Origin of the sequence: Novosphingopyxis sp. YJ-S2-01, from assembly GCF_016093175.1 — a bacterium.
Taxonomy (GTDB): domain Bacteria; phylum Pseudomonadota; class Alphaproteobacteria; order Sphingomonadales; family Sphingomonadaceae; genus Novosphingopyxis; species Novosphingopyxis iocasae.
The window spans coordinates 908,751-921,420 of the sequence record NZ_JAEDAI010000001.1 but is presented as its reverse complement, the minus strand read 5'-3'; the positions used below and the strand labels follow the sequence as shown (position 1 = coordinate 921,420).

General features: G+C 62.6%; 14 protein-coding genes and 1 tRNA gene. 9 read left to right on the top strand and 6 right to left on the bottom strand.

The window, feature by feature from the left end; all coding sequences use genetic code 11:
• Positions 1-15: 15 nt before the first annotated feature.
• Positions 16-657 carry an RlmE family RNA methyltransferase gene (locus I6A82_RS04505; RefSeq protein WP_198093910.1) on the bottom strand — a complete coding sequence of 214 codons (642 nt, stop codon included), beginning with the start codon at positions 655-657 and terminating at the stop codon, positions 16-18.
• Positions 654-1,751: a Ppx/GppA phosphatase family protein gene (locus I6A82_RS04500; RefSeq protein ID WP_187335177.1), complete on the bottom strand. Its 1,098-nt coding sequence runs from the start codon at positions 1,749-1,751 to the stop codon at positions 654-656. The genes I6A82_RS04505 and I6A82_RS04500 overlap by 4 nt, the downstream gene beginning before the upstream one ends.
• 164 nt (positions 1,752-1,915) lie before the next feature.
• Between I6A82_RS04500 and I6A82_RS04495 the strand changes: the two genes are divergently transcribed.
• From I6A82_RS04495 to I6A82_RS04470, 6 genes are all read left to right on the top strand, one after another.
• Positions 1,916-1,989: transfer RNA gene (locus I6A82_RS04495), tRNA-Gln, on the top strand.
• A gap of 146 nt (positions 1,990-2,135) precedes the next feature.
• Positions 2,136-3,383, top strand: a complete 1,248-nt coding sequence (locus tag I6A82_RS04490; RefSeq protein WP_198093909.1) for a tyrosine-type recombinase/integrase — start codon at positions 2,136-2,138, stop codon at positions 3,381-3,383.
• Positions 3,384-3,614: 231 nt separating this feature from the next.
• Complete coding sequence (locus I6A82_RS04485; protein WP_198093908.1) at positions 3,615-4,133, top strand: hypothetical protein; 519 nt, start codon at positions 3,615-3,617, stop codon at positions 4,131-4,133.
• Between the two features lie 164 nt (positions 4,134-4,297).
• The gene (locus I6A82_RS04480; RefSeq protein WP_198093907.1) at positions 4,298-4,738 is read left to right on the top strand and encodes a hypothetical protein; all 441 of its coding nucleotides are present in this window, start codon (positions 4,298-4,300) and stop codon (positions 4,736-4,738) included.
• 129 nt (positions 4,739-4,867) lie between these two features.
• Complete coding sequence (locus I6A82_RS04475; RefSeq protein WP_198093906.1) at positions 4,868-5,008, top strand: hypothetical protein; 141 nt, start codon at positions 4,868-4,870, stop codon at positions 5,006-5,008.
• A 361-nt stretch (positions 5,009-5,369) separates the two neighbouring features.
• The gene (locus I6A82_RS04470) at positions 5,370-6,200 is read left to right on the top strand and encodes a DNA adenine methylase (RefSeq protein WP_198093905.1); all 831 of its coding nucleotides are present in this window, start codon (positions 5,370-5,372) and stop codon (positions 6,198-6,200) included.
• Between the two features lies 1 nt (position 6,201).
• On the opposite strand, the gene I6A82_RS04465 is transcribed toward I6A82_RS04470, so the two are convergent.
• The 4 genes from I6A82_RS04465 to I6A82_RS04450 form a co-directional block, all read right to left on the bottom strand.
• Positions 6,202-6,510 (bottom strand): hypothetical protein, encoded by a 309-nt coding sequence (locus I6A82_RS04465; protein WP_198093904.1) that lies wholly within the window; start codon positions 6,508-6,510, stop codon positions 6,202-6,204.
• A gap of 58 nt (positions 6,511-6,568) precedes the next feature.
• Positions 6,569-7,624 carry a phage portal protein gene (locus I6A82_RS04460; RefSeq protein ID WP_232343283.1) on the bottom strand — a complete coding sequence of 352 codons (1,056 nt, stop codon included), beginning with the start codon at positions 7,622-7,624 and terminating at the stop codon, positions 6,569-6,571.
• On the bottom strand, positions 7,624-9,453 hold the full coding sequence (locus I6A82_RS04455; protein ID WP_198093903.1) for a terminase large subunit domain-containing protein: 1,830 nt from the start codon (positions 9,451-9,453) through the stop codon (positions 7,624-7,626). Before I6A82_RS04455 ends, I6A82_RS04460 begins: the two co-directional genes overlap by 1 nt.
• Positions 9,454-9,713: 260 nt before the next feature.
• On the bottom strand, positions 9,714-10,328 hold the full coding sequence (locus tag I6A82_RS04450) for a hypothetical protein (protein WP_198093902.1): 615 nt from the start codon (positions 10,326-10,328) through the stop codon (positions 9,714-9,716).
• 383 nt (positions 10,329-10,711) lie between these two features.
• On the opposite strand from I6A82_RS04450, the gene I6A82_RS04445 reads away from it, so the two are divergent.
• From I6A82_RS04445 to I6A82_RS04435, 3 genes are read left to right on the top strand one after another with little or no spacing between them, the layout of a single operon-like run.
• Positions 10,712-11,476, top strand: coding sequence for a GPO family capsid scaffolding protein (locus tag I6A82_RS04445; RefSeq protein WP_198093901.1), 765 nt, complete (start codon positions 10,712-10,714; stop codon positions 11,474-11,476).
• Positions 11,452-11,607, top strand: coding sequence for a hypothetical protein (locus I6A82_RS04440; RefSeq protein WP_198093900.1), 156 nt, complete (start codon positions 11,452-11,454; stop codon positions 11,605-11,607). The genes I6A82_RS04445 and I6A82_RS04440 overlap by 25 nt, the downstream gene beginning before the upstream one ends.
• A gap of 40 nt (positions 11,608-11,647) precedes the next feature.
• Positions 11,648-12,667, top strand: coding sequence for a phage major capsid protein, P2 family (locus tag I6A82_RS04435; RefSeq protein WP_198093899.1), 1,020 nt, complete (start codon positions 11,648-11,650; stop codon positions 12,665-12,667).
• Positions 12,668-12,670 lie beyond the last annotated feature (3 nt).

The window sequence follows — 12,670 nt, the reverse complement described above, 5'->3', positions numbered from 1 at the left end:
GAGCCGTTCAAGGCCTCAGCCCTTTCGGCCTTTCGCGACAACATACCATTCGACGGAGCCTTTGCGGCTGGCGGGCGGCTTTGCGTGTTTGACGGACATGAAATTCCGCTTCAGCTCGGTCAACAGCGTCTGATCCGATCCCCCGGCAAAGGATTTGGATAGAAACGAGCCGCCCGGCTCCAGATTTTCGATCGCGAACTCCGCCGCCGCTTCCACCAGGCCCATCGTACGCAGGTGATCGGTCTGCTTGTGGCCGGTGGTGTTGGCCGCCATGTCGCTGATGACGAGATCGGGCGAACCGCCCAGGGCGTCGATCAGCAGGCCCGGCGCGGCGTCATCCATGAAATCCATTTCGAACAGCGTGACGCCTTCAATCGGATCGACCGGTAACAGATCGATGCCGACGATCGCTGCCTTGGGATGATGCTTGCGGATCACCTGTGCCCAGCCGCCCGGCGCGATACCCAGATCGACCACGCGGCGCGCGCCCTTCAGCAGGCCGAACTTTTCGTCCAGCTCGATCAGCTTGTAGGCCGCCCGGCTGCGATAGCCCTCGGCCTTTGCGCGCTTCACATAGGGATCGTCGAGCTGGCGTTGCAGCCAGCGGGTTGATTGGGCGCTGCGCTTGCGGGCGGTACGGACACGTTCCTTGGTCATGACGGACGGTTCGTCTCGCCGGCCATCAATGTGCGCAGGATGCCCTCGCGAATGCCCCTATCCGCCACCCCAAGCCGTGCAGTGGGCCAGATTTCCAATATAGTCTCCAGGATCGCACAGCCGGCCACCACAAGATCGGCGCGCTCACGGCCGATGCAGGCCAGCTTCGCGCGCTCTTCGGGAGACATGCCGGAAAGGCGCGTACAAATTTGCTGTAGCGATTCGGACGGGACGATAAGACCGTCGATCTTGTTGCGGTCATAGCTCGGCAGCTCGAGATGCAGGCTGGCGAGCGTCGTCACCGTACCGGAGGTGCCGAGCAGACGGTGATTGCCTCCCTTCGGGAGCCGAGCCGCAAAATCGGCAAAACTCTCCCTCACGCGCGCTTTCATCCGTTCATAAGCGGCAAGGCGCCCTTCGCGGGTCGGCTCGTTCGGCATCTCACTTTCATAAAGCGAGACGACACCCCAGGGCGCGCTTTTCCAATCCATGATTTCCGGCACCGGGCTTTCGGTCGATACTAACACGAGTTCAGTCGAGCCGCCGCCGATGTCGAAAATGAGCGCCGGGCCTTCGCCGGGCTCGAGCAGCACATGGCAGCCGAGCACCGCGAGACGCGCCTCTTCCTGCGCGGTGATGATATCGAGCCGGATGCCGGTTTCTTCCTGAACCCGATCGATGAAGTTCTGGCCGTTGGAGGCACGTCTGCAGGCTTCAGTGGCCACCGACCGCGCGAGTGTGACATTGCGGCGGCGCAGTTTTTCGGAGCACACGCTCAGCGCGCTCAATGCCCGCTCGATCGCCGCGTCGCTCAGCACGCCGGAGGAGGCCAGCCCCTCGCCGAGGCGTACCACGCGCGAAAAAGCGTCGATCACCACGAAGCCATCCGCGGATGGCTTGGCGATCAGCAGCCTACAATTGTTCGTGCCCAGATCCAGCGCGGCATAGGCCCGCCGGGCCGGCCAACGCGATGTCGATGCGGCGCGTCTTGCACCGCCTTTGGTTTTCCCTGCGTCCGCACCGCCGCGCTTGGCCCTGCGACCCTTTTTTTCCACGCGACCGGTTTGCGGCGCGGGCGTCATAGCTTCGCCCATGCCGTATCTACTTTTTTCTCGCCGAACGGCAGATGCCGCCGGAACCTGGCACCAAGTCTATGCCGAATCGGGCGGACAAACAAGCCGCCGCCCAGAACGATGTCGATTTCGACGCTCACGAGGCTTGACTCGCCCCCGGCTCGATTCTATTCGGCCCACCCTATTCCCCTGTCCTCTAATGGTAAGAGAGCGGACTCTGACTCCGTCAATCGAGGTTCGAGTCCTCGCGGGGGATCCATCACACAGTCGCAGAATGTCGCATAGAGTCGCAAAAGGCCTGCATTTCTGCGCCTTTCCCGCCGCTTGTTGTCGCATGCAGTCGCATCGCTTCTCATATCAGCGCAATCCTGATGGGGGCCCCGATAGGGGCCTTGCGGCCGAGCAGTGCTGACCGAAATCCAGTGCCGCTCGGCGAAAGCCGAGTTAAAGCCGAAAAAACATTCGGACTCGGGCGGGCTGTTTCTGCTCGTCACGCCGACCGGTTTGAAGTCTTGGCGTTGGAAATACTATTTCCGCGGCAAGGAGAAGAAGCTGGTGCTCGGCCGCTATCCGGCGATGTCGCTAAAGCAGGCACGTGCGGCGCGAGACGATGCGCGGGAATTGCTTGGCCAGGAAATCGATCCCGGCGAGGCGAAGAAAGAGCGCCGCGCGAAGGCAGCGACAGCAGTTCGGGACACCTTCAACGCGGCGGCCGACGAGTGGCTGAATCGCAAGGCCCCCGGGTGGACCGCCGGTTACGCGAAAAAAATGACGGAGCAGACCGAGAACGCGCGCAAAGCCTTCGGATCGCGGGCCCTGCGCGACATTACGCCGGTGATGGTGCTGAACTGCATCACGGCCATCCAGAGCAGAAATGCCCCGACAATGGCCAACCGCGTTCTGCAATTCTGCAGCGACATTTTTGCCCTGGCGATCGCAACACAACGCGCGGAACAGAACCCGGCCAAAGCGGTCCGTGGCGCGCTTATCATTTCCACGACGAGGAACCGGCCGGCCGAACTGTCCATCGAGAAAGCGCGGCAGACCATTCGCAAGATCGAACGGGTCGAGGATGCCTGGTGGGCAACGCTTCTCGCCTCTTGGCTTACGGCGTTGACGGCAGTGCGTCCCGGCGTCGTCCGGCAGGCCGAACGATCGGAGTTCGAGCAGCTGAACGGCGAAGCCCCGCTCTGGCGCATTCCCGCGGCGAAAATGAAACAGCGCCTCGCGCAGAAGAACGATGCGCGGTTCGAGTTTCGCGTGCCGCTCTCGCGTCAGGCCGTCGAGACCGTGAAAGCCGCGAAGGCCGCCAGCCCCAGCCCGCAGTGGCTATTCCCCAGCATTCAGGCGTGGCGGCAACCGATCGATGCGAACAAGCTCAGCGAACATTATCGCTCCGCAGGTTTGCGCGGCAAAATGGTTCCTCACGGCTGGCGCGCTACCTTCTCGACCATAATGAACGAACTGGCGAGCGAGGACGGGCGCGACGGCGATCACGAGATTATCGATCTCATGCTCGCGCATGTTCGCGGCGGAACCGAGGGCGCCTACAATCGCGCCAGCTACATGCAACGGCGGCGAATACTCGCCCAGATGTGGTCCGATCTGCTGATGGACGGCCTTCCGCCGCCGGGCGCGCTGACGCCCGACTGATCCGCGCGATCGGGGGTGCGGCGTGACCGGCCTCTCGATCGGATCAGCGCTGGGCTTCACGCAGCACAAGCGCTCTCGGAGCTCGATCCCAACACGGGCGAACCGTTCCGGATATGGCGCGAGAGCTACAACGAAGGCGAGCGCGAACATACGGTGTGGAAGCCGATAGCGGACGGCGACACGCGCCGCGCTAGGCGGTGGTGCCGAAAGCTTCTGCGCTGCGCGCGCGAAATGGAGGTGAAAACGCGCGCTGAACGGCAGGCAGTCAGCCCGAGAGCCCGCAATGGCATCCTGGGGGGAGCGATCGGCCTCGACGTGCTGGAATATCTTTTGCTCGAGGCCGTTCGGTATAGCAGCGGAAAGCTTGAGCCGGCCGTGGCGACGATCGCTGGCGCTCTTGGCTATTCCTATTCAGCTACGCATCGAGCCCTAACGCTACTGCGCGAAGCCGGCTTCATACGATGGATTCGGCGGACGCGGCCGACCGGATCACGGGATGGCCCGCAGGTGGAACAAATCCCCAACGCCTATGAGCTGCTAGTGCCAGCCGAAGCCGCGCCCATCGTCAGGGCTTATACGGACGGCACCATGGAGCGCGAAGCCCATGCTAGCTGGTACGGCTGGCTGAAGACCCTCGTCTACACCGCCCCGCGCCCTGCCCGGCTGTCGGGTAAAAACCCGCTGGAACAGGCGCTCGCTCGTCTCAGCTCTTCGATTGAGCGCGAATCTTCGACACGGAGAGAACGCTGACCATCTCTTCGAGATAGACATAAAAGGAGTGCCTTCGGCACGCGTGGCTAATCCTGAACCCTGTGGATAACTTCAAACCCCAACCATCCCGGCGAATCCACGCACCGGAGGACGGAGCGGCATACGCCGCTCCGGGGCCTGGCGATGGCCAGGGGGCAGGCTTCGTGCCAGTCGGCAACGTCTCGCGCGTGCAAATTTCAGCGCTCGTCTGCCTTTCCAACATTCCACCTTTGTTCTATATCGATACGATGGGTGGACGGCGGATATGGCCAGCATCGTTTCGCACGATCGGCGCAATGATCGATAGCGAGACAGTGGCCCGCGCAAAGTGCACCTGCTGCGGCAATTTTTTCGATGTCGATCTTCCAGCGTTGCAGTTGCGGCGCGGCGACAATTTCACGCTCATCAACCGCCATCTAGTTTGTAAGATCACCAGCTGCCGGGGCACCGGATTTTTCGCTGCGGCGGCACATCTGGATGATCGTCTCGTCACGCTCTTCGAGGCTGCACTAGATCCTCTCGACCTAGGCGAATTGACGCCGCGCGATCTCGAGCCGCCAGAACCTCCGACAACGATGGGTGCAGCGCTCGCAAGAGTGGTCTAGGTGCATCAAATCGTATCTCGGCTTTCTAATGGACCGGCGATGCGACCGCGCCGCGGAATGGACCGTTGAACGCCCCACCTGATGTTTGCATCAAAACTGGTACATAAAGCCTGCAGGCGAGGAGCGGGGATGAGCGCGAAGCTCGGCATGGCACTGGCATCCGATCGGCAAGGCACCACCTCTGCTCACCTCTCCGGCACCGTCCCTGCCCAGCTGGCCCGCGCCCCACATCGCGAGCACCTGAATCGCTGCGCCACCATGTCCATGTGAACCGGCCAGCTCTTGTGCATGAAAAGGGCAAGCACCTCGCCTCGCGCGATCCGCACCCGATGGCCGCACCCGCACCCAATCTCCAGGTCCAAGCCGTGCCGCTCGAGCCCCAACAGTGATCGCACCGGCCGATATCCCATCTGTTGTGTGCACCATTCCTACAACAGCGCCCGCTGGCCGAGCTGGCCGCCCCCTGCCATCGGTGAGGCAAGCAACCCGCCGGCGAAGCGCCCAGGCGGGGGCCGAGGCGCGCCAACGCCTCGAGCCGACGGATCGGACTCCGTCAGACCGGCCAGGCCATGGCCGAATCATCCCGCCACTCACGCACGAGCGGGCGGAACACAGCAGGAACAAATCCAACATGTCGAGTCCGACCTCATCCGCTTTCGAAACGGTCGCCCCCGTTCGCCCGGCCGCCGGCTATATCGGCGGCAAACGCAACCTCGCCCGCCGCATCACCGCCATTATCGAGCAGACACCGCACACGGGCTATGCCGAGCCCTTCGTCGGCATGGGCGGCATCTTCCTGCGCCGCTTGAGCCGCCCGCGCACCGAGGTCATCAACGACTGGTCGCAGGACGTCGCCAACTTCTTCCGCATCTGCCAGCGCCACTACGTCGCGTTCATCGACATGCTGCGCTTTCAGCTCGCCACGCGCACCCGCTTCGAGGAGCTGCAGCGCACCGATCCCACCACACTGACGGATCTCGAACGCGCCGCTCGCTTCCTCGATCTTCAGCGCGCGGCCTTCGGGGGCAAGGTGGCGGGCCGCAACTTCGGAGTAGTTCGGAACGGCCCAGCCCGCTTCGACGTCTCGAAGCTCGGCCCGGTGCTCGAGGCAATCCACGAACGCCTTACGCCGGTCATCATCGAACGCCTGCCTTGGGCGGACTTCATGCGCCGCTGGGATCGACCCGGCATGCTGTTCTATTGCGATCCACCCTATTTCGGGAGCGAGGACGATTACGGCGCCGACGATGCCGGCACGCCTCTCTTCGATCGCACGCAGTTCGAGCAGCTGGCGGAAGTCGCCGCCGGTCTGAAAGGCAAAGTGATGATCTCGCTCAACGACCGCCCGGAGGTCCGTCGCATCTTTCGAGGCTTCGAGCTGTGCGAACTTGAAACGACGTACACGCTAGCCAGCGGCAGCAATGCGCGAAGGGCGGGAGAGCTTCTGATCGTCAACCGCTAAACTAGACCCGGAGAACTGGAGGGGCGCCATCGATAATGCGCTGCTTTCCGACATCCGCATGATCGGGCTGACATCGCAGATCGCATTTCGCCATCTCCGCTTCGATTTTGGGCACGGACCGTCCCTCCGAAACCATGCGAGCAACCTCGCCAACCTTGACCGTCCCAGGGCGGTGGTCGAATTCTAGGGGTCTGCCTGTTTCCTGCGGGGTTTTGCCGCAATCGAGGCAGCGACCGCCGCGATGGGCGATCTCGGCGGCTTTGGCTGCGCGGGCTTTCTCGCGCCGATTTGCTTGTGTTTTTGCGCTCATGCCCATTCGATAAGCCGAAACCTATAATTTTTGGTGCGGCCGGGCCTAAACGAGGGTGTTATGCCGCGCTCGTTGGTTCGCATTCCGCGAACCGCACCGCTTCCACCCCCAGCCAGTCGTTCTGCTCCTCGAACCGGCCCATCAGCGGCACGATCTCGTTCTCGAAGAAGATGTCGCGCGCCTTCGATACATCGCCGAAGCCGCCATTGTTCTCCGGCACGATGGCGATCAGCTGCGGCGGCGTGCGATGAGCGGCCAGCATCTCGTCGCGGCTCACTCGCTTCACGTTCAGAAATTCGTCTTTCGCCGTCACCTCGCCGATCGGGATGATCTGCACGTCGTCCTTCTTGCCCGCCGGCGCGTGGATGAACAGGTTGCGGAAATTGCCCGGTCCCTTGCTCTGGCGCAGTGCCGCGCGCATCGCATTGGCATCGGTATCGTTCATCGCCGCTCCGCTGGAATAGAAGATGAAGCCGGCATGGCTCCCGTTCAGATAGTATCGGCGGCGGAACAGCGTGGCCGCCTCCCCCAGCAGCCCGGCCTGCAGCGCGCCGAAGAATTCCGGGATGCCGTAAATCTCTTGGCTCGGGTGCTCCTGCGCCAGATGGAACACCGTGCCGGGGCGGAATTCATGCTCGATCTGCCAGCCCGGCACGAAGAAATAGCGCCCGTCCTCGGTTCCGCGCCGCGCATAGCGGCCCAGCACATGATCCACGGCCATCGGCCGCTGCGCGATATTGTCGCGCCGCTCCAGATAGCCGTTGCCGATCGAAAGGAAGTCCAGCGCCCACTTTCGGAACGCCGCGCGCCCCAGCCAGCGCGAAGGGACGAAGGACGCCGCCAGCAGGTTCACCTTCAGCCGGATGCAGCTCGCATGCGGCCCCGGCATGTCGAACGCGCGCACCAGGCCGTTCATCGATACCGGCGGCTCGTACCACTTCCCGTTGTGCCAGCTCTCGACGAAGCCGAGCAACGATCCGCGATCGAGCACGGGCTCCGGATCGCCGAAGCTGAAGGCGGTCATGCCCCCGGCACCACCCTCGTCGGCGGTGGCTATCGCGGGCCGCTCCAGTGCGCGCCCCGCAGCATCGAACAGGGTGACGGCGTTCGTCATCAGAAGATCTCCATGGTGGACTGGCTGGCGGCGGCTTCGCCGTCGAGCGGTTCGTTGAACAGCACGTGCATGATCGCCCAGGCGACGTCGGCATGGCCGGTATCGTCCGCGCGGCTCGCGACATAGGTCAGCTGCCGGCCCTTGGCGGTCAGCTCGGGGCGGATCGACATGAAGCTGGCCGTGATGTCCTTGTCGCCGGCATCATATTGCAGCCGCCCGGCGCGAATCACGTTCTTCGCCTTCAGCACCATCAGGCTCTTGCGCTCGGCCGAATAGGCGATCGCGCGCGCCAGCGGGAAACGCTTCACCACCAGCTGATAGACCGCGGCGCCCGCACCGGTCGTGTCGATGCCGATGTCGACGACATTGTAGCGCGCCATCGCCTTGAAGATCGCTGCGGCCTGCACCTCGAAGTCGCCGCGCAGGCGCAGCTTCTCCAGCACGCGAAACGGCTTCTTCGCGGATCCCGGCAACGCCATGACCACCAGCGCCGCATCGTCGCCCTGGGCGCTTTCCTGCGGATCGTAACCGATCGCCACCTCGCCCTCGCCGAACGGCCGCAGCGCATAGCCGTCGAAATCGGCCCATTTGTCGGACGGATCGACGCGGCAGCGTTGCATGTCCTTTAGCGGAAAGGCCGACTGGCTGTCGTCCACGAATTCGCAAAGATACAGGTTGGCGAACACGTCCGGCGGCTTGCGGCGGCGCAGCTCCTCGATGTCGAACAGGTCGCACCCGCCCGCCGCCGCATCCTCGATCGTCACGATCTGGCGCCAGATCCCGTCCCCGCCCAGCGCGCCGTCCTTTAGAGCGGCGTGATAGGTCTCGATCTTGGTCCAGTCGCGCTTGTCGCGGCCCTCGTTGAAGGCATCGCCGTTCCACTTGCGGTGCGCCTGGTGCGCGATGGTGGACGGCGTGGAGAAATAGGTCTCCCGGTAGCGCTTCTGGCTCGCCATGCCGCTCGCCACCTCGTCGGTGCGCTCGAAATCCTGCGCCCAGAAGCATTCGTCATAACAGAAATTGCCGTGCTCGCCCTGCGCGGTGCGATAGTTCGCGCCAAGGAAGAATATGGTGGGCCGCTCCAGCGGCTTGCCGTCCGCGTCATCGCCGCGGTCGATCAACAGATGCTCGCCGCGCAGCTGCACGCCGGTGACGCGGAACACGAACTCGATGATGTAGGTGCGGAAGATCTCCGCCTGCCGGCGTGAGGCCGAAAGAAAGATCTGGTTGCGCCCGGTCTCCAGCGCATCGATCAGCGCCTCGCGCGCGAAATACCATGTCGCGCCGATCTGGCGGCTCTTCAGAATGAAGCGGGTGCGGTGGTTGCGCTCCTCCCACCATTTCAGCTGGAAGGCGAAGCATTCCGTTTTGAACGCCGCGCGCAGCTGCTCGACATGCTCGGCGGTCAGCTGGTTGACGCGCGGCTTCTTCTTCGGCTTGGCGTTGCGCGCGGCGATGTTCGGGTTGAGGTCCGCCTCGTTTCCGCTGTCGCGATATTTGCGGCACCGCTCGAACCGCTCGATTTGGCGGCCGAGCAGGTCGATCTCCTTGAAGTCGCCGCCGGTCTTCTTGTCCTTGGCGATCAGCATCTGGAAGCGGACGGCCACCGCCTCCTCAGCCGCGCGCAGCGACGGGGCCTCCTCCCATTTGCCGCGCTGCTTCCAGCTCTCGACGGTGGCGCGCTTCAGCGGCTTCCAGCCCGGCAGTCCTTCGCCGATCCGGTTTAGCTCCTCGACGATGTGCGTGATGCCCCACCCGCGCCAATAGAGGCTGCGCGCCTCGCGGCGCACATCGGCATATTCGGGACGTTCGATCGGCGCGAGCAGCATGGCGCCGGGAGGCTAGCTGGCAACGATAACTCTCAGGGAGTCTAGATGTTGTGTACCACGGCTCTACAACAGAGATTGCGAGCGCCTGTGTCAGCAATCGAACCCTCTCCGGCCTATCTGGTCGTTCAGGCGGCGGGATAGCCAAGATTCGCTATTCGATCGTCAGCGCCTGCGCGGGATTAAGTGCTCTCGCTACACAACCGAACTCGTTATTTAGATCTGTAGGAATTGGAATGATCATACTTCGGTTTTTTTAGGGATTAGGCTCGCTCTTCCGACAAGGCTTTTATAGCTGCGTTCACTGGCTGGATTAGTTCGCTTGCATATTCCTCGATCTGCTCTCGGCTGATCGCCAGTACGTTCTCGGAGATGCCATTTCTCCTGACGATGTTTTCCTCTCTAATCAATCGTTCACGTCGAATGGCATGATGTAGGTCAATAGAGCTTAGCGAGTTCCAAAGATTATAGCTGCGGACCTGATAATTTTGCCGTGCGTAGGCGAGCGACTCCATTCCCACTCGGACAATTTCATAGTGAACCTGTGTCATCAAAATGCGCTTGGATAAATCCCACTCTGCATCGACGGGCTGTGAAGCGCTTGGTAATACTGCTTTTAACATACCGAGCGCCTCGCGCATGAGACGCTGCTCTTCTTTGCGCTCTCGCTTCCGGTTTTGCTTCTCAAGCCACAGCGTCCCTTGGACTGTGAGAAATACACCGATAACTGCCGCTCCAGCCTGAAGCCATTCGCCAGCCGAAATTCCAATAATGCCCGCCCACACGGCAGACTTTGCCATCACTAGTGTGAAAATCAGCCCACCGACGATCCCGGCGACAGCGCAGGCAAAAACTTGCGGCCAATCTAATTTCTTCATTTCAACCTTCCGCCGAATGGCACTGTTTAAAGGGGCTGCGGCGGAGACCCACCGACAAAGTTCCAACCTATCGACTAGAATATCTAGAACTGGCCAACAACAACTCGCATTTTAAGAGCCCTACTCTACCCAGCCCGAACGGAGAGCTGGTTCGGTCAGGATTAACCGAGGATTTGAGTTTCGAGTATAGTGAAGAAAAGGCGCCGATACACTCTGAATGTTCTACACAAAAAGGGTTTCGCCTGTTGTAATCCCGCCCCCTACAACAGCCCCCGCTTGAGCATCCGCCCCCGATCGGGCCCTTTCCCTGCCGATGACTTATGGCACGGATCGGGCTTCCCCCACCGGTTCGCGCCGCCCCTTCGAAGGACCGGAGCGCACCCATGGCCAAAAGATCGAAATTCTTCTGCATCGCCGTCGAGGGTGCCACCTGCGACGGCCGCACGCTGGATGCCGGCGCGCTGCAGGAGATGGCGGACAGCTACGATCCGAAGACCTACTCCGCCCGCGTCAACATGGAGCATATCCGCGGCTTCTCGGCTGAGCCGCCGTTCAACGCCTATGGCGATGTCGTTGCCCTCGAAACACGAGAGGTGGAGCTGCAACTCGGCGGCAAGACGGAAAAGAAGCTCGGCCTGTTCGCCCAGGTAGACGCGCTGGACAACCTCGTCGCCGTCCAGGCCAAGGGCCAGAAGCTCTACAGCTCGATCGAGCTGAACCCCAACTTCGCCAGCACCGGCAAGGCGTACCTTCAGGGCCTTGCCGTCACCGACAGCCCGGCCTCGCTCGGCACCGAAATCATGACCTTCGCCGCCGGCCAGGTCGAAGCGGGCAAGACCAGTCCCTTCGCCGATCGCAAGGTGGAAAGGGCAATTTCTTCTCCGCCGCGCGCGAGATCGATGCGCTGCAGTTCGAAGTCGATGGCAGCTCGCCGGAGAAGGAGGGCTTCTTCGCGGACCTGCGCAGCTTCTTCAAAACCATTCCGGGTTTCAGCGCTGCGCACCACAGCGAAGGCGACAATACCCCGCCCCCGCCCGCGCCGCCGCCCGCCAGCACGCCGATCCCCGCGAACGACAATTTCGCGCAGGTCTTCGCTGCAGGCATGGAAAAGTTCGCCGGCGGCATGGAAGCCCAGAGCAAGGCACTGACCGACCGCATGGACGCCGCCGACGCGCGCTTCGCCAAGCTCGAAGCCTCGATCGAAGGCACGCCGGACGGCGCTCCCGCCCGCCCGCTCGCCAGTGGATCGACCGCCAATTTCGCCAAGACCGACTGCTGATCGCAGCGCTTGTCCCCGAACCATCCGGAGTAAATTTCCCATGCGCAACTCGACCCGGCAGGCCTTTGACGCCTATGTGTCCCAGATCGCCGAGCTCAACGGCGTCAGCGACGCCACCAAGAAGTTCGCCGTCGAACCCTCGGTCCAGCAGCGGCTGATCGACAAGAAGCAGGAATCGTCCGAATTCCTCAGCAAGATCAACCTTTTCACCGTGCCGGAGATGAAGGGCGAGAAGCTGGGCCTCGGCGTCTCCTCGCCGATCGCAAGCCGCAGCGACACCCGCAATGGCGAACGGCGCGAGCCGACCGATCCCTCCGGCCTCGACGTCCACAGCTACGAGCTGCATCAAACCAACTTCGACACCTATTTGTCTTACGGCAAGATCGACATGTGGGCGAAGTTCCCGGACTTCCAGACGCGCATCCGCGATCATATCGTGCGCGCCGCCGCGCTCGATCATCTGCGCATCGGCTTCAACGGCACCAGCGCCGCCAAGAGCACCGACAAGGCGGCGAACCCGCTACTGCAGGACGTCAACATCGGTTGGCTGGAGAAGATGCGGCTTGAGGCGCCCGAACGGGTCATGGCCGAAGCTGCCGCCGCCAGCGGCAAGGTGACCTATGGCGACGGCGGCGATTACGCCAGCCTGGATGCGCTGGTCTACGATGCCACCAACAGCCTCCTCGCTCCCTGGGCGGTCGAAGATACCGAGCTGGTTGCCATCGTCAGCCGCGATCTGCTGCACGACAAGTACTTCCCGCTCATGAACACCAATCATGATCCGGAAAACCAGCTCGCGCGGGACGTCATCATGTCGTCCAAGCGCCTCGGCGGCCTGCCCGCGGTGCGCGTGCCGTTCTTCCCGGCGGGCAAGGTGTTCATCACCCGCTACGACAACCTCTCGATCTACGCGCAGGAGGGCAAGCATCGCCGCCTGATCAAGGATGAGCCGGAGTGGGACCGCGTCGTCAATTACGAGTCCGACAACGATGCCTACGTGATCGAGGATCACGATTACGGCGCGTTGGTCGAAAACATCGAAGCCGCTCAGCAGGCCTAAGGT

Bases quoted from the DNA above. Each gene is read 5' to 3' on its own strand.
- I6A82_RS04450 (WP_198093902.1), bottom strand. From the start codon at position 10,328: ATGAAGAAATTAGATTGGCCGCAAGTTTTTGCCTGCGCTGTCGCCGGG.
- I6A82_RS04445 (WP_198093901.1), top strand. From the start codon at position 10,712: ATGGCCAAAAGATCGAAATTCTTCTGCATCGCCGTCGAGGGTGCCACC.
- I6A82_RS04440 (WP_198093900.1), top strand. From the start codon at position 11,452: ATGGAAGCCCAGAGCAAGGCACTGACCGACCGCATGGACGCCGCCGAC.
- I6A82_RS04500 (WP_187335177.1), bottom strand. From the start codon at position 1,751: ATGGGCGAAGCTATGACGCCCGCGCCGCAAACCGGTCGCGTGGAAAAA.
- I6A82_RS04435 (WP_198093899.1), top strand. From the start codon at position 11,648: ATGCGCAACTCGACCCGGCAGGCCTTTGACGCCTATGTGTCCCAGATC.
- I6A82_RS04505 (WP_198093910.1), bottom strand. From the start codon at position 657: ATGACCAAGGAACGTGTCCGTACCGCCCGCAAGCGCAGCGCCCAATCA.
- I6A82_RS04475 (WP_198093906.1), top strand. From the start codon at position 4,868: ATGAGCGCGAAGCTCGGCATGGCACTGGCATCCGATCGGCAAGGCACC.
- I6A82_RS04470 (WP_198093905.1), top strand. From the start codon at position 5,370: ATGTCGAGTCCGACCTCATCCGCTTTCGAAACGGTCGCCCCCGTTCGC.
- I6A82_RS04455 (WP_198093903.1), bottom strand. From the start codon at position 9,453: ATGCTGCTCGCGCCGATCGAACGTCCCGAATATGCCGATGTGCGCCGC.
- I6A82_RS04460 (WP_232343283.1), bottom strand. From the start codon at position 7,624: ATGACGAACGCCGTCACCCTGTTCGATGCTGCGGGGCGCGCACTGGAG.
- I6A82_RS04485 (WP_198093908.1), top strand. From the start codon at position 3,615: ATGGAGGTGAAAACGCGCGCTGAACGGCAGGCAGTCAGCCCGAGAGCC.
- I6A82_RS04465 (WP_198093904.1), bottom strand. From the start codon at position 6,510: ATGAGCGCAAAAACACAAGCAAATCGGCGCGAGAAAGCCCGCGCAGCC.